Genomic DNA, 16,418 nt, shown 5'->3' with positions numbered 1-16,418 from the left:
ATATTTTTATAGCAACAAACCTCTTGCAAAAATATAAAAAGATTGTATATTTGCACCGGCAAGTCCTACACGACCAGCTCCTGCAGACTCCCCCAGGATGGGAACATAGCAAGGGTACGTGGTTGAGCGGTGCGATGTAGGTCGCTTGCCATTTTTTATTTTTAGAATTTATGCAAAAGTAGTCTTCCTTCGGGAGGATTTTTTTATTTTTACCCCTGTCGGAAGTTAGAAGTTACATGTAAAAGGTTAAAAGTTTTAGTCTACATCAAATTCTACACCTAGACAGTCAATATTAACTTATAACATTTAACATCTAACTTAAAATGAGCAAAGTCGTTTTAATTACCGGAGGATCATCAGGAATTGGAAAATCAATTGGAGAATTTTTGAATAAAAAAGGTTTCGTAGTTTACGGAACGAGTAGAAACCCGGAGAAAGTACTGAATTCTGTTTTTCCGCTTGTTGCTCTTGATGTTCGAAATGCTGAATCCATAAAAACTGCTGTTGCTACTATTATTGAGACTTCAGGAAGGTTAGATGTTGTAATAAATAATGCCGGTGTTGGGATTACCGGTCCTTTGGAAGAAATTCCGATGGAGGAAATCAAAAATAATTTTGAGACGAATTTTTTCGGTCCGATTGAAGTGATGAAAGCGGTTTTGCCACAGATGCGTGAACAAAAATCAGGTCTGATTATCAATATTACGTCCATTGCAGCTTATATGGGATTGCCATATCGCAGCGTTTATTCGGCATCAAAAGGAGCTTTGGAGCTCATTACAGAAGCTCTGCGAATGGAGGTAAAACAATTTGGAATACAAATTACGAATGTCGCACCTGGTGATTTTGCTACCAATATTGCCTCAGGACGTTATCATGCCCCGGTTATTAAAGGATCAGCTTATGAAAAAGTTTATGGCGATACACTTGCTACTATGAATGAACATGTAGATGCAGGAAGCAATCCGAACGAAATGGCCGAAGCGGTTTATAAAATCATGCAGGAGAAAACTCCAAAAGTACATTATAAAGTTGGCGTTTTTATGCAGAAGTTTTCTATCGTTTTAAAACGTGCGCTTCCGGATAAGGTTTATGAGAAGATGTTAATGAATCATTATAAATTATAGAATCATGGATAGTATTAATGAATTTTACCCGGGTATCGCAGGTATTGTATTTTTAATTTTTGTTTGGTTTATCATTCGAAGAATACTGAGCTCAATAAGTGATAAAGTTAATAATTCAGAAGTTTATAAAGAGGATACTTTAAGAGTTCTGGAAGAAATCAGAGATGAATTGAGAGAATTAAACAAAAACAATTCTTCTAAGTAATTTTAAATCGTAATTTTGCACCTGATTTTGCGTGAGGGATTAATTCACTAACTTTTATTAGTTATAGGAGTTCAGTGAATATATTTGAGGTAATATCCTTTTGTGAAGAGTAACGGAACAAAAGATAAAGCCGAAAGCCCGACCCTTGTGGTCACGCCCAAATTATGAACACAATTAAATAAATATAATTATGAAATTTTTTATTGATACAGCTAATTTAGCTCAAATTAAGGAAGCACAGGCATTAGGTGTTTTGGATGGTGTAACAACAAACCCGTCTTTGATGGCAAAAGAAGGAATTACAGGTAAAAACAACATTTTGAAACATTATGTTGACATCTGTAATCTTGTTGAAGGAGATGTAAGTGCTGAAGTAAATGCGCTTGATTTTGAAGGAATGGTGAAAGAAGGTGAGGAATTAGCTGAATTGCATGATCAGATCGTGGTAAAATTGCCAATGACAAAAGAAGGGGTTATGGCTGCAAAATACTTTTCTGATAAAGGAATTAAAACTAACGTGACACTTGTATTTTCAGCAGGTCAGGCTTTATTGGCTGCGAAAGCGGGAGCAACCTATGTTTCGCCTTTTATTGGCCGTTTGGACGATGTTTCTACTGATGGTCTGAATTTGATTCAGGAAATTAGAGAAATCTACGATAACTATGGTTATGAGACTCAAATCTTAGCAGCTTCTGTGCGTCACACCATGCATATTGTAAATTGCGCTAAAATTGGTGCAGATGTGATGACAGGACCATTGTCTGCTATTGCAGGATTGTTGAAACACCCGTTAACTGATATTGGATTGGCTCAGTTTGTAGCTGATTTTGAGAAAGGGAACAAATAGTTTACTTTAAAATAAATAGTTAAAATCGTCATATTCTAATGGAAAATGGCGATTTTTTATTTGATAACTTTTAAAGGAATAAAAAATCCGTTTTACTTTTTGTTGAAGTAAAACGGATTTTTTTATGTATTAGGAGAACTGAATTTTAATGTCCTCCGCCTTCGCTTATTACGTGACTAACACCTTGTTTCTTTAATATTTTAGGGCAGTAGAAGCCGTAAAATGCAAGATAGGCAAAACCAAGAAGAGGCACGATATATGAAAAATGTGTATAAGTTATCCCTAATATTCCTTCCGGATGTGTGGCGTCTAAATCGCAGATACTTCCCTGAACCAATGGGATAACTCCTCCTCCAAGAATCATCATGATTAAGAATGAAGAAGCTTTTCCTGTGTTTTTTCCTAATCCTGCGATAGCTAAATCGAAAATTGAAGGCCACATGATAGACAAGAACAGTCCTCCGGAAATAAAGAAGAATTTAGCAATTTCAGGATTTGGCCAAAATAATCCAAACACCATCATTAATAAACCTGAAATTCCGAAAAGCATTAAAGTTTTTCCGGCATTTTTACCTCCAACAAAACTTACTGCTATAAATAGTAAAATCCAGATTGGATAAATGTAAAATGCGGAAACATCATGTGCAGCAAAAATATTGGCTCCAATAATTACTCCAAAAGCAAGGGCCGGTACTATAAATTTAAGTGCTGTATTTACAAGGTTTGAGGTGTTGAAAACGTTCACACCGCCATTCCAGCGTCCTATCATTAAACTTCCCCAATATAATGCGATGAATGGCGCAATGGCATCTTCCAATACATTTCCGAATTCAGCTGTGTGAAGTAATGCAGGCAAGTTACTGATGATTGTAACCTCTGTTCCAACATAAATAAAGATTCCTAACATTCCCAAATACAGCTGAGGGTAGTCAAGAATATTAAAATTAGTATGTTTGTTCTCTATTTTAGCTTCTTCTATTTTAGCCGGATCTTCAATTTTAGAAAAGTACATGAAAATGGCTACCAATATAAAGGCAGCACCCAAGATGATAAAAGGCAATTTAATGTCTTCAAGGGAAAGGTTTGTTTTTTTGTTATCTCCCATTCCAAATAAGGCAATTCCTAATAAGATTGCCCCAATTGTTGTTCCGAAGGAATTTATACCTCCGGCCAATGTTAAACGGTGTGCTCCGGTTTCAGGGCTTCCCATTTTAATGGCTAAAGGATTAGCGACAATTTGCTGAATAGAAAATCCTAATCCAACTGTAAAGAGTGCAGTTAAAAAGAATGGAAAACTTTCCATTGTAGCAGCAGGAACAAATAAAAATGAACCAACAGCAGATAGCAGTAAACCTGCAGCAAGTGTTTTTTTATATCCAAATTTTTGTAAAACATCTGATTTTAGAGACACTAAAAAGAAAATTATAGATCCCACAAAATAAGCAGCATAGAACGCCCATGCAACTAATTGAGATTGTACCTGGGATAAAGTAAATACTTTTTTGAAGACTGGGATCAGGATATCATTGGCAGAACCAACAAAACCCCAAAAGAAAAAGACAATTATCAGTGAAATAAATTGCCCCCATTTGGTTTGTACATTTTCTGAATTCATAATGTAATTAAGTTTTTTTAGTTTTTTTAGTGGTTTTTAAAGTGGTAAATATATTTGTTACAACTTTTAAAAAAAAATAAAAAAGCATAAATAATGAAGAAATTATACAAACAACATAATTTATTCAACAATGTGTTATTATTTTGAGATTAGCGATATCGATTTAGTGATTATTCCAAAATTTTGGCTTTTACATCCTTACTGTAGTTTCGGCCTATCGGAATTGTATGTGACATGATTTGAATCCTGTTTCCTTCAATTGACTTAACTTTATTAATCGCAATTACATAGGATTTATGAATGCGTATAAATTTATCGCCAGGCAGTTCTTCTGATTGGGCAGTAATAGATTTGTGAGTAATGTAAGTTTTATCAGAAGTAACAATTTTTATGTACTCTTTCATTCCTTCAACAAATAAAATTTCTTCGATATTAATTTTCATCATTTTTTTATCTACTTTGATAAAAATATGCGAATCTACCTTAGGAATTTCGGTTTTGATATTGTTTTTTAAATTGTATTCGGTAGTGATTTTGTTAATGCACTTGATAAATCTTGGCAGCGGAATAGGTTTTACGAGATAATCTAAAACGTCAAGGTCATAGCTTTCGGCTGCAAATTCCCTAAAAGCCGTTGTAATAATTACTTTAGTTTTATTTTCGATTAAGCTAATTAGTTCAAAACCTGTCATCATGGGCATATTAATATCAAGGAAAACAGCATCGACAGGTGTACTGTTTATAAAATCCAGTGCTTCTAAAGAATTATTGAACGTACCTATAACCTCAAAGTCAGGAAAATTGGTGAAATAATTTTGTAAAACTTTAATTGCTAAAGGTTCATCGTCGATTAATAAGCATTTAATCTTCATTATGAATAGGTATTTGCAAACTTATTATATAGTAATTCAGCTTTGTTTTGTACTGCAGGCTAAAATTATTCCTGTAAATTAACTTCAATCGTTTCTTGGTATTTACTAAACCAATACCGCCTTTAGGATTATTTTTTTGTGAAATTACAAAATTATTAAGTATTTCAAAATGAAGCATTTTATTGTCAACAATTTTGAAGTTTATCTTAATTTTTAGATTGTGATTGTTTAATCCTCCGTGTTTAAAGGCATTTTCAACCAACGAAATGAAGATTAAAGGCGGCACTTTTATATCTTCAATATCGGATTCAAGGTTAATGGCGACTTCAACATTTTTAAAACGAAGCTTTTCAATTTCGACATAATTCTGAATGTAATCTATTTCTTTTATTAGTAATACAGATTTGGTTCCTTTTATATCATATAAAACATATTCCATTAGATTTGATAATTTAATAATTACATCAGGAACTTTATCAGAGGATTCTAATGATAATGCATACAAATTATTTAATGTATTAAAGAAAAAATGAGGCTGAATCTGATTTTCGAGGTATTTAAGTTTTATTTTAAATTGATTTTCCCTCAACGACCTGTTTCTTTCTCTCTCCCGCAGCCACGTTAACGTCAGATAAATAGAAGATGCCATTGCCAAAACATACAGTTCGCCAATACAAACTGCAAAAATATGATTGATATCAAAAGGCTTATATTCACGATTAGCTTCCGGCCAGATATTTTCTGAAATAATATAATAGGTCAACGCAGTTTTGAGTAAATAAACAGCAAAAAGACTAATTAATAACGCGATGGTATATTTAAAATATTTCTGTTTTAAAACATAATTGGGTACCAAAACAAAAAGATTGAAATAGACTAATGGTATATGCAGCGAAAATTCAATCAGGTTTGATTTAAATGAATAATCGTAATCATTAAAATAAGCACCCCATCTTACAAAATTAAGAGTAAAATAACTTCCCCAGAACCAGACATGATTTTGAAGTTTAATATCAAAATTTAATTTTTGAATTTCACTCAATGTTGTGATGGATTAGGTCGGTTATGGTTAGTTTAATTATCATGCAACTTTAAACAATTCTTTCATGAAACGCAATTTTTTTAAATAAAATTTTATAAAATTATAGAAATCGTATATTATTTTGTTAAGATAACGTTTTCGTAAAACGCATTATTGATTGTTTTATGTCGTTGGTTTAAAGTTTTTAGCAGTTGGTTTAAATTATTTTTTTTAACAATCCCTTAAGAATAAATTTACACCATAACTAACAAAATAAATAAACATGAAAAAATTTTTATTAATCTTTATGATTGTTTTTACAGCGCAGGTTTCACTTGCTCAGGTAAAAAATGTCAAAGGTTTGATTACAGATTCTGATGGGATGCCGTTACCAGGCGCATCTGTCTCTGTAGAAGGTGGTCAAAAAGGTACTACTACTGATTTTGACGGTCTATACTCAATTGATGTACAAAGAGGACAAACACTAATTTTTAGTTATGTAGGTCTTGAAACACAAAAGATTGTTGTTACAGATGCCGCTTCTATTAATGTCAAAATGAAACTGGCAGCTTCTAATTCTTTAAATGAAGTTGTGGTTACGGCATTAGGTATTAAAAGACAAAAGAAAGAACTGGGATATGCGGTTCAGGATCTTAAAGGAGACCAATTAAACAAAGTTATTACTACGAATGTTGCTACTGCACTTTCCGGTAAAGTTGCAGGTGTTGATGTTTCTATTCCGGCCACGGGAATAGGAGGGTCAACTAGGGTTATTATCAGAGGGATCTCCAGTATTGGTGAAAGTAACCAGCCACTTTACATTGTAGATGGAGTTCCTATTGATAACTCAGGTTTGAACAATGATACTGCTGCTAACAGTAAATGGTTTGACGGAAGAGATAACGGAGACGGAATTTCAAGTATTAATCCGAATAATATTGAAAGCTTAACTGTACTTAAAGGTGCAGCTGCAGCCGCATTGTACGGTTCAAGGGCTTTAAATGGGGTTATTTTGATTACCACAAAAAAAGGAAGCAAAGGCAAATTACAGGTTGAGCTTACAAGCGGAGTAAGTTTTGACAGAGTAAATGCTAAGTATGAAGACTATCAGGATGAATACGGATCAGGATCAAATGGTGTTTTACCGGATCCAACAAAAGCGCCTACTGAAATATATAGTTATACTACAAATGCGTGGGGACCTAAGTTTTCTGAAAGTGTTGGGCAGCAGATAAAAATATTTGATGGTTCTATGAAACCGTATGCGAGAGTAAAAAATAATATTCAGGATTTTTTCAAAACCGGGGTAACACTTTCAAATGGAATTTCATTATCAGCAGGAAGCGACAATGCTTTTGTTCGTTTCGGATATAACAATCTTAAAAATGAGGATGTTATTCCGGAATCTGGTTTAGAAAGAAATGATGCAAGTTTAAACGGAACGATAAAATCAGATAAATTTACTTTGACTGCAAACGTAAATTACATGGTTGAAAATACACAGAACAGACCTGGGTTGGGAGATTCACCAAATAACATTGGTTATTCCTTAAGCTCATTAGCACCAAGCTTCGATCAGGCATGGCTGAAAAATTATAAAAACGAAGAAACAGGGCAAATTTATCCGTGGAATAATAATGTGTATCAGTTAAATCCATATTTCACCACACAAGAAAATCATAACACATCTGTAAAAAACCGTTTTATAGGAAATGTTACCGGAACTTATCAGTTGAAAAAATGGGTAGGATTGACTTTTAGAACTGGTTTAGACAGCTACGCTTTTAGCTCAACCGATTTTATGGAAGCTGGAAGTACATGGCCGGGAAGGGATGAAGGGTATTTAGGACTGGATAATATTAATGTTTCTGAAATGAATACAGATATTATTGCCACTTTCAGTGATATAAAATTAGCTACCGATTTTACTTTTTCGGGGATTTTAGGTACTGGAAGAAGAGATTTTAAAAGAGAACAAAATTCAAGATTTGGTACTAAAATTATTGAGCCGGGTACAGAATATATTAGCAACTTTGTAAACCAGACTGAAAATGCCCCGGTAGTAACCAGAACCAGGACCAACTCAGTTTACGGTTCTGCCAAATTTGATTACAAAGGATATTTATATGCTGAGTTTACAGGAAGAAATGACTGGTTTAGTGTAATCAATAAAGATGCTTTTTACCCGGCAGCTTCGTTAGGTTTTGTATTTTCTGATGCTTTTAAGATTCAAAATGATACATTCAGCTATGGAAAATTAAGAGCTTCATGGGCACAGGTTTCAAATGCACCGGGAGCGTATAAAAATGCACTGAATTACACTACTTTTTCATCTTATGACGGACAGAGTGTTGTTAATATTAAAAACTCTGCTGCGCCAAATGCTAACCTGACTTATCAGTCAAAAACAGGAGTAGAATTTGGAGTTGAAACAGCATTCTTTAAAAACAGATTAAAAGCAGATATTACCGTTTATCGTGAAGATACGTCTGATCAGACACTTGATTTGGCTTCATCTGCCACATCCGGATATGAATTCCTTTCTGTAAATGCGGGACAATTAAGAAATGAAGGTATTGAAATTTTCTTGTCAGGAACTCCGGTCAAAACAGACAGCTTCGAATGGGGAGTTGATTTAAATTTCTCAAAAAACAAAAACTCAATTATTTCATTACATCCGGATATTAATACATATGCTATTTCTGAAGCTCGTTGGGCAGGAGCTGCTATTGTAGCTCAGGTTGGAGGTCAGTATGGAACCATCATTGGGAAAGACTTTTTAAGAACTTCTTCTGGTGAGAAAATTGTAGATGCAAACGGAATGCCTTTGTTTACAGATTCTAAAGTTAACTTGGGTAAAGGACTTCCTGACTGGTCTGCAGGATTAACTAATAGGTTTTCTTATAAAGGAATTACGCTTCAATTTTTACTGAATATGAAGTTTGGAATGGATGTGTATTCTATGACAAATTCATTAGCAGCACAAAAAGGACTTTTAGATATCACTACAGAAGGCAGGGATGCTTACAATGCTGCAAGAGCACAAGCAGTAGCTAATGATCCTAATTTTAGCCAGGCAACATGGGTCCCTACTGCAGGTTATGTAGCGCAAGGTGTTGTAAATACCGGAACAGCTACTAATCCTGTTTATGTAGAAAACACGAAACCTGTAAACCCTCAGGATTATTGGACGACTGTTTTTAACAATACTCCTGCACCTTTTATTTATGATGCTTCTTATGTAAAATTAAGAGAGGTAAGTTTAGGTTATACTATACCAAAAAGTGTTTTAAGCGGAGCAAAAATCAGTTCAATTTATGTATCTGCATTCGCAAGAAATTTATTGACTTTTAATAAGGATTTACCAAACGTTGATCCGGAATCTATGTATACTTCTGGCAACGGCCAGGGATTTGAATATGGTTCGCTGCCATTCAGAAGATCGTATGGTTTTAATATTAAAGTTGCATTCTAAAAAAAAGAAATTATGAAATTTAAAAAGATAATACTAGCCATAGCCATATTGTTAATCTCAGTTGGCTGTACCGAAAATTTTGATTCACTGGAAAAAGATCCGGTTGCATTGTCAGCAAATCCGGCAGGACAGCTAACATTTACTCAATTGTGTATGTCTGGTGATGGATACTACCAGTGGAGAGCGAACCTAATTTATTCAGGGGGATTTGTACAGCACTATTCTGGTGCCTGGAATCAAACAGAATATGGCAACAAGTTCAAGAAGAATGATGACTATGCAACAGCTATCTGGAGAAACGGCTACGCTAATGAGTTGAAAAATGTTGTAGATATTTTGGATAAGACAAATGATAATCCGGCTATGGCAAACATGAATGCTGTGGCAAAAATCATGAAAGTAATGGTAGCGCATCGTTTGACGGATCTTTATGGTGATATTCCTTATTCTCAGGCAGGATTAGGATTCTCAAAAGGTATAGTAACACCAAAATATGATACACAGGAAGAAGTTTACATGGCATTTTTCAGTGAGTTGGATGAAGCTTATAACCAGTTAAATGCAAGTGGCGGTGCAATTAAAGGAGATTTGTTCTATAATGGTGATATTTCAAAATGGAAAAAACTGGCGAATACACTAAGGTTACGTTTGGGAATGAGACTTTCTGAGGTGAAACCTGCAGAAGCAGAAAAACAAGTAAAAGCAGCATTACAAAATGGCGTTTTCGAAAGTAATCTTGACAATTGTATCATGAAACACCTGGATGCAACTTTCAGTGATAATCCTGCGGCTATAGATTTTAGAGGAAACGGTTTGGCATACGCTTTTGTAGGGAATGAGAACGGCGATCATTTCAGTTCATTAGTAATAGATTATTTAAGAGATAACGGAGATCCAAGATTAACGATGCTGGCAACTCCTAAAACAACATCGGCATTGCCTGGAAAAGCCGGACAACCTGTTCAGCCAGGAGAAAAGCTGTATGAGGGAGTTCGTCCTGGAAGTTTTCAATGGGATGTTCCGGGTGGTGCTTCTGCATCTTCAGGAATCCAGTCTTATTTTAAGCAAAAAACAACTCCTTACTTGCATGTAAGCTATTCAGAAACACAATTATTATTGGCAGAGGCTGCTCACAGAGGTTGGATAACAGGAACATCAGCTGCTGAATATTATAGAAATGGTGTAGAAGCCGGTATTAAACAATTAGCGATTTATGGGGCAACTCTGCCATCTCAGACAGATATAGACGCCTACTTAGATGCTAAGCCATTGGTTACAGGAACAGAAAAACAGCAAATAGGTACACAGCTTTGGATTACGTACATATTCAACAGTATAGAGGCGTACTCCAACCAGAGAAGATCAGGATTCCCACAGTTATTACCAATTACAAACCCTGATTCTGAAACAGGCGGTGTTATGCCAAAACGTTTGTACTATCCAAATGATGAAATGCAGAAAAATGAAGTTAATTATTTAAAAGCATTGGAAAGAATGGGCGGAACAAATGACTGGCTAAATAAAGTTTGGTGGGATGCCAACTAATAAATAATTCCGAAGTATGCCTAATAAGGTGTTATTTTTATTCTGTAAATTAAAAAACAATTTTAAATTAAAAATAATGATAAAAAATAAAGCCTTGTTAGGCCTCCTTTTTTTTATTGGTTCGCTTTTTACTTCTTACAGCTGCTCTAAGGACAACGATACAGAGAATGATAATTCAAAAACTAAAACAGCCAGAGTTGTAGGATACCTATCAACGGATAATTTTGAAAAAATGAGTTCGGTACAATTTTGTAAACTCACACATCTTAATCTGTCATTTGCAAATCCGGATAATCTAGGTAATTTAATTTTTGATGGTGATATTGATGCTGTTATTGCACATGTAAAAGGCATAAATCCGAATATTAAAATAAGTGTTTCTGTTGCCGGAGGAGTTATCTCGGCAGAACAGGCTGCTAATTGGTCATTGCTTATCGATAAGCCGGAAAACAGACCTGCTTTTATCAAAAAAATAATAGATTTTGTTGAGCTTCATAAATTGGATGGTGTTGATGTTGATCTGGAATGGGATGCAGTAACTACAGGGTACAGTGGTTTTGTTGTGGAATTAAAAAATGCCATAAAAAGCAAAAACAAACTTATAACAGCGGCTTTGCCCAATAATACACGTTTTGTTAATATAAAAAATGAAGCTCTTAATGCTTTTGACTTTATTAATATCATGGCTTATGACATGACAGGACCGTGGGCACCAGATAAACCGGGTCAGCACAGCGCTTTTAATGATGCTAAATTAGGAATAGAATTTTGGAATAAAATGCAAAATGTTCCAAAAGAAAAACTCACACTTGGGGTTCCGTTTTATGGTTACAATTTTACAGATCCAGTTGCTACGAGCGTAACGTATGGACAAATGGTTGCAGTAGGGAATCAATTTGCAGAACTGGATGAATTGGGTAAAATTTATTATAACGGAAGGCCAACAATTGAGCAAAAAGTTCAATTGGCATCAGAAACTACTGGCGGAATCATGATTTGGGAAATTGCGCAGGATTCATTTGATCAATATTCTTTATTGGATGTGATTCATAAAAAATATACAAAACTCGGATTTGTTACTACTGACTTATGTGGCAATTAAGCCTTTTAAAACAGGCGAATTCTTAATAGTCAAAGTTACTTTAATTGTGTAAAAACATGTTATTGACTGAATAGTGCTGTTCGTTTAAAAGTTTGAGCAGTTTGTATAAATAATTTTTTTGAGGAATCCTTTAAAAATAAATTTGCAGAAAGAATGTAAGTTGGAATTGGTTATTTGTTAAGTTTTGTAAATTAATTGATTACATTCAAATCCTGCTTCATGTTATAACATTATCAAAAAAGAAAAAAAATGAAAAGTGCTTTAGAAATAAAACCTGATATCAGCTATAAAAGTGCAGGAAAATTTGAGGAAACAAGATTTGAAAAAATTCACAATGAAATCTTCAAAAGTTCAGCAGAAGCTTCTGTAATTGTAGCACAGGAAATCGCACAATTAATCAGATCAAAACAAGAAAAAAATAAAACCTGCGTATTAGGTCTGGCAACAGGGTCTTCTCCTATAAAAGTATATGAGGAATTAGTAAGAATGCACAGAGAAGAAGGACTAAGTTTTAGAAATGTAATCACTTTTAATCTGGATGAATATTATCCAATGTCAAAAGAGAACAATCAAAGCTATCACTATTTCATGCATCAGCATCTTTTTAACCATATTGACATTGATCCTGAAAATATTAATATTCCAGATGGTACTGTTGCAATTGAGGAACTGAATCAATATTGCATCGACTATGAAATGAATATTAAACAAGCAGGAGGCCTTGATTTTCAATTATTAGGTATCGGACGTACAGGTCACGTAGGTTTCAATGAACCGGGATCGCATATTAACTCCGGTACAAGAATTATTACACTGGATCATATTACAAGAGTAGATGCTTCATCTGACTTTAATGGTATAGACAACGTTCCGAAACGTGCTATTACGATGGGGGTTTCGACGATTATGAGGTCGAAAAGAATTGTATTGATGGCCTGGGGACAAAACAAGGCAGATATCATCAAAAGAACCATTCAGGGTGATATCAGTTCTGAAGTTCCTGCCACATTTTTACAAAACCATCCTAATGCAACTTTCGTTTTAGATCAGTCAGCAGCTTCAGAGTTAACGCGTTTCAAAACACCATGGTTAGTTGGAGAATGTATCTGGACGCAGGAATTAAAAAGCAAAGCGATTGTTTGGTTGTGCCAAAAAACAAAACAGTCTATTTTAAAATTAACAGACCGTGATTACAACAATAACGGAATGTCTGATCTCTTGGCACAGGAAGGTTCTGCGTATGATTTGAATATTAACATGTTCAACGTATTGCAGCACACTATCACGGGATGGCCGGGCGGAAAGCCTAATACAGATGATTCGCATCGCCCGGAAAGAGCCAATCCTGCAAAAAAACGAGTGATTCTTTTTAGTCCGCATCCTGATGATGATGTGATTTCTATGGGAGGAACTTTTTCAAAACTAATCAAACAGGGACATGATGTACACGTAGTATATCAAACCTCAGGAAATATAGCGGTTACAGATGATGAAGCACTAAAGTTTGCTGAAGTATGTAACGATTTTGTTGGTGATGCTGATGCTAAAATTAACTTCAAATCCGTAATTGAATTTTTGAACAACAAATCTGAAGATCAGGTAGATTCATTGGAAGTTCGAAAATTAAAAGGATTGATCAGAAGAAGGGAATCGTATGCAGCAACAAGATACATCGGATTAAAAGATGAAAACACACATTTTTTAGACCTTCCTTTTTATGAAACCGGACAGGTAAAGAAAAATCCGTTAGGTCCTGAAGATATCGCGATCGTTAAGGATATCATCGCCAAAATTAAGCCACATCAGGTTTTTGCCGCGGGTGATCTTGCTGATCCGCACGGGACGCATGAAGTTTGTCTGAATGCAATATTTGCTGCGATGGCAGCATTAAAGCCACAAAAATACATGGATGACTGCTGGTTATGGTTGTATAGAGGAGCTTGGCACGAATGGGATATTCACGAAATTGACATGGCTGTTCCGCTTTCTCCATCTGAAGTATTATTAAAACGCCATGCAATTTTATACCACCAGTCTCAAAAGGACAGGGTAATGTTCCAGGGTAATGATTCAAGAGAGTTTTGGGTTAGGGCCGAAGACCGAAATAAAAACACCGCAATTCTGTACGATGAATTAGGTTTGGCAGAATATGAAGCTATTGAAGCTTTCAAACGTTTTGATTACTAAGATTATTTTTAGGATTTGATTTATAGCGAATCAAATGACCAAATTCAGATTGATTTCTTACTGATAGTGAGGATCAATAGAGAGATCATTCTGGATTTTTATCTATTTATTAATGTTGTCTCAGGATAACCATTTTTCAAGCGCCATAAAATGAAATATATACTAGTCCTTCTATTAGCAGGTTTAACTTCCAGTGCTCAGATTAAAAAGGAGCAGCTAAACCTTATGCCCTGGCCGCAAAATGTTGTTTTAAATGACGGGAGTTTTACTTTGAATAAAAGTTTTAAAGTAAATATTACCGGAAATCCAAATCCTAGAATCTTTGGAGGGGTAACTCGTTTTTTACGTCGCTTAGATGGCAGAACAGGTCTTTTTTTCGGACAGGATTTTGTTACAAAACTAAACGAAGTTCCAACAGCAGAGCTTCAGATAAATTGTGCCAAAAGCGGGAAAATTGGTTTGTATGAAGACGAAAGTTATCATTTAGATATCAAACAAAACAAAATTACAATAGATGCAACCAGCGATCTGGGAGCTTTGCATGGACTTGAAACGTTATTGCAGATACTACAAAATAATAGTAAAACATTTTATTTTCCTAATGCACAAATTTCAGATTTTCCAAGATTTACATGGAGAGGTTTGATGATTGATGCTGCAAGACATTTTCAGCCAGTGGATGTAATCAAAAGAAATCTTGACGGACTCGCGGCTATGAAAATGAATGTTTTTCACTGGCATTTAGTGGATGATCAGGGCTGGAGAATCGAAATGAAAAAACATCCAAAACTAATTGAACTGGCTTCGGATGGAATGTATTACACTCAGGAAGAAATTAAAAATATTGTAAAGTATGCTGATGAGCGTGGTATTTTGATCGTTCCGGAAATTGATGTTCCGGGTCACGGAACGGCAATACTGACTGCTTATCCTGAAATAGGAAGCAAAGCAATTACAGTAAAAGGCGGAGCAGAAAAAAATATTCAGGGAACAGCATTTACCACCTATACTGTCGAAAGAAATGCAGGTATTTTTACGCCTACATTAGATCCAACAAATCCAAAAACATATCAATTATTAAGCGAAATCTTTGATGAGGTATGCCCATTGTTTCCCGGAGATTATTTTCATATCGGAGGAGATGAAAATGAAGGGAAAGACTGGGATGCAAATCCTAAAATTCAGGAATTCAAAAAGAAAAATAAGTTAGCTACAAACCATGAACTGCAGACTTATTTCACCATGCAGTTGGCTCCGATGCTTAAAAAACACGGAAAACAATTGATGGGCTGGGAAGAAATTTTAACCAAAAATCTTTCAAAAGAAGCAATCGTTCATTCGTGGAGAGGTCCAAATGAAGGCGTTCTTCCGGGCCAGTCTTTAGCGGAAGCAGTAAAAAAAGGTTATAAAACAGTATTGTCAAACGGATATTATATCGATTTGATGTACCCAATTGAAAGCCACTATTTAACGGATCCAATGCCGAAAGGAGTCGAGCTAACAGCAGAAGAAAAAGCAAGAATTTTAGGTGGTGAAGCCCCAATGTGGACAGAATTGGTTACACCCGAAACAATAGATTCTCGAATTTGGCCAAGAACAGCAGCAATTGCTGAAAGGCTTTGGTCAGCCGAAAATATTACAGATGTTGCCGATATGCGCAGACGTCTTGAAACCGTTTCATTCCGATTAGAGGAATTAGGATTGACGCACATTCGCAACAAAGATGTGATTTTAAGAAATATTGCTAACAATCAAAATATAAAAGCACTTAGCGAATTTTCAAATGTCTGCGAACCGTTAAAAGGATATACACGAAATAAAGACGGAACAGAATATCAAACGTATTCCCCGTTCACACTTTTTGCAGATGCCTGTACACCGGATGCAAAAGATGCATTGGCTTTTGATGAGGCCGTAAAACAATACTTGGCAAACAAAACACCTGAAAGCAAAGCAATAGTTGCCGCATTTTTCAGCAAATGGATTACGCTGAATAAAGAATTATACGACTTAAGCGCCAACGCGCCATTGGTTCAGCCAATTCTGCCTCTGGCTAAAAAGTTAAGCGATGCATCTCAGGAATTGTTACTGTTTTTAGATAATAAATCAACGTTAAAATCACAGGATTTAAAAAGTTTAATCGAGCAATGCAACACAAAAGACCATGCCGATGTTGAGTTGGCAGTCTATGCAAGTCTTAAAAAGTTAATATAAAAGTTTGAGTTAGTAAAGTTAAGTAGTTTAAGTGAAGTTGTGTTAATTGGTACCTGATCTCTCTGCCGGGAACAAATCCGGTAGAGATATTTTTTAGCCCAATTAATAAGTTGAATGTTTTAAAATTAAGGAAATAAAAAATTGGGAAGGTTAAAATTGAGTTTGGTTATTTATTTTTTAATCTAATTTTTATTTCAAATTAATGTAT

11 protein-coding genes and 1 other RNA gene are annotated in these 16,418 nt (G+C 35.0%); 9 read left to right on the top strand and 3 right to left on the bottom strand.

The features are described 5' to 3' along the window. Nucleotides 1–56 precede the first annotated feature (56 nt). From ffs to fsa, 4 genes are all read left to right on the top strand, one after another. Nucleotides 57–154: signal recognition particle sRNA small type (gene ffs, locus K8B81_RS07365), an RNA gene on the top strand. 169 nt (nucleotides 155–323) lie between these two features. Then, on the top strand, nucleotides 324–1,127 hold the full coding sequence (locus K8B81_RS07360; protein ID WP_223680433.1) for an SDR family oxidoreductase: 804 nt from the start codon (nucleotides 324–326) through the stop codon (nucleotides 1,125–1,127). A 4-nt stretch (nucleotides 1,128–1,131) separates the two neighbouring features. After that, on the top strand, nucleotides 1,132–1,332 hold the full coding sequence (locus tag K8B81_RS07355; RefSeq protein ID WP_223680431.1) for a hypothetical protein: 201 nt from the start codon (nucleotides 1,132–1,134) through the stop codon (nucleotides 1,330–1,332). 190 nt (nucleotides 1,333–1,522) lie between these two features. Next, nucleotides 1,523–2,179 carry a fructose-6-phosphate aldolase gene (gene fsa / locus K8B81_RS07350; protein ID WP_223680429.1) on the top strand — a complete coding sequence of 219 codons (657 nt, stop codon included), beginning with the start codon at nucleotides 1,523–1,525 and terminating at the stop codon, nucleotides 2,177–2,179. A gap of 145 nt (nucleotides 2,180–2,324) precedes the next feature. Here fsa and K8B81_RS07345 read toward each other — a convergent pair whose 3' ends face one another. The 3 genes from K8B81_RS07345 to K8B81_RS07335 all read right to left on the bottom strand — a co-directional run bounded on the left by K8B81_RS07345 (nucleotide 2,325) and on the right by K8B81_RS07335 (nucleotide 5,708). Beyond that, complete coding sequence (locus K8B81_RS07345; RefSeq protein ID WP_223680427.1) at nucleotides 2,325–3,794, bottom strand: MFS transporter; 1,470 nt, start codon at nucleotides 3,792–3,794, stop codon at nucleotides 2,325–2,327. A gap of 170 nt (nucleotides 3,795–3,964) precedes the next feature. Next, on the bottom strand, nucleotides 3,965–4,666 hold the full coding sequence (locus K8B81_RS07340) for a LytR/AlgR family response regulator transcription factor (RefSeq protein ID WP_223680425.1): 702 nt from the start codon (nucleotides 4,664–4,666) through the stop codon (nucleotides 3,965–3,967). Next, nucleotides 4,656–5,708: a sensor histidine kinase gene (locus K8B81_RS07335; protein ID WP_223680423.1), complete on the bottom strand. Its 1,053-nt coding sequence runs from the start codon at nucleotides 5,706–5,708 to the stop codon at nucleotides 4,656–4,658. Before K8B81_RS07335 ends, K8B81_RS07340 begins: the two co-directional genes overlap by 11 nt. A gap of 262 nt (nucleotides 5,709–5,970) precedes the next feature. On the opposite strand from K8B81_RS07335, the gene K8B81_RS07330 reads away from it, so the two are divergent. The 5 genes from K8B81_RS07330 to K8B81_RS07310 all read left to right on the top strand — a co-directional run bounded on the left by K8B81_RS07330 (nucleotide 5,971) and on the right by K8B81_RS07310 (nucleotide 16,210). Further along, the gene (locus K8B81_RS07330) at nucleotides 5,971–9,162 is read left to right on the top strand and encodes a SusC/RagA family TonB-linked outer membrane protein (RefSeq protein WP_223680421.1); all 3,192 of its coding nucleotides are present in this window, start codon (nucleotides 5,971–5,973) and stop codon (nucleotides 9,160–9,162) included. A 12-nt stretch (nucleotides 9,163–9,174) separates the two neighbouring features. Then, on the top strand, nucleotides 9,175–10,707 hold the full coding sequence (locus K8B81_RS07325) for a SusD/RagB family nutrient-binding outer membrane lipoprotein (RefSeq protein WP_223680419.1): 1,533 nt from the start codon (nucleotides 9,175–9,177) through the stop codon (nucleotides 10,705–10,707). A 76-nt stretch (nucleotides 10,708–10,783) separates the two neighbouring features. Continuing rightward, nucleotides 10,784–11,809: a glycosyl hydrolase family 18 protein gene (locus K8B81_RS07320; RefSeq protein WP_223680417.1), complete on the top strand. Its 1,026-nt coding sequence runs from the start codon at nucleotides 10,784–10,786 to the stop codon at nucleotides 11,807–11,809. A gap of 249 nt (nucleotides 11,810–12,058) precedes the next feature. Further along, a complete protein-coding gene (nagB, locus tag K8B81_RS07315; protein ID WP_223680415.1) occupies nucleotides 12,059–13,996 on the top strand; it encodes a glucosamine-6-phosphate deaminase in 1,938 nt (645 codons plus the stop codon). A 150-nt stretch (nucleotides 13,997–14,146) separates the two neighbouring features. Then, nucleotides 14,147–16,210 (top strand): beta-N-acetylhexosaminidase, encoded by a 2,064-nt coding sequence (locus K8B81_RS07310; protein WP_223680413.1) that lies wholly within the window; start codon nucleotides 14,147–14,149, stop codon nucleotides 16,208–16,210. Nucleotides 16,211–16,418 lie beyond the last annotated feature (208 nt).

The organism is Flavobacterium hibisci, from assembly GCF_020026925.1.
Taxonomy (GTDB): Bacteria; Bacteroidota; Bacteroidia; order Flavobacteriales; family Flavobacteriaceae; genus Flavobacterium; species Flavobacterium hibisci.
Note: the sequence above shows the minus strand (reverse complement) of the source record. Positions and strands in the feature narration are given on the sequence as shown.

Excerpts from the sequence above, each read along its gene's own strand:
- K8B81_RS07360 (WP_223680433.1), top strand. The coding sequence starts at position 324 with ATGAGCAAAGTCGTTTTAATTACCGGAGGATCATCAGGAATTGGAAAA.
- K8B81_RS07355 (WP_223680431.1), top strand. The coding sequence starts at position 1,132 with ATGGATAGTATTAATGAATTTTACCCGGGTATCGCAGGTATTGTATTT.
- fsa (WP_223680429.1), top strand. The coding sequence starts at position 1,523 with ATGAAATTTTTTATTGATACAGCTAATTTAGCTCAAATTAAGGAAGCA.
- K8B81_RS07345 (WP_223680427.1), bottom strand. The coding sequence starts at position 3,794 with ATGAATTCAGAAAATGTACAAACCAAATGGGGGCAATTTATTTCACTG.
- K8B81_RS07340 (WP_223680425.1), bottom strand. The coding sequence starts at position 4,666 with ATGAAGATTAAATGCTTATTAATCGACGATGAACCTTTAGCAATTAAA.
- K8B81_RS07330 (WP_223680421.1), top strand. The coding sequence starts at position 5,971 with ATGAAAAAATTTTTATTAATCTTTATGATTGTTTTTACAGCGCAGGTT.
- K8B81_RS07325 (WP_223680419.1), top strand. The coding sequence starts at position 9,175 with ATGAAATTTAAAAAGATAATACTAGCCATAGCCATATTGTTAATCTCA.
- K8B81_RS07320 (WP_223680417.1), top strand. The coding sequence starts at position 10,784 with ATGATAAAAAATAAAGCCTTGTTAGGCCTCCTTTTTTTTATTGGTTCG.
- nagB (WP_223680415.1), top strand. The coding sequence starts at position 12,059 with ATGAAAAGTGCTTTAGAAATAAAACCTGATATCAGCTATAAAAGTGCA.
- K8B81_RS07310 (WP_223680413.1), top strand. The coding sequence starts at position 14,147 with ATGAAATATATACTAGTCCTTCTATTAGCAGGTTTAACTTCCAGTGCT.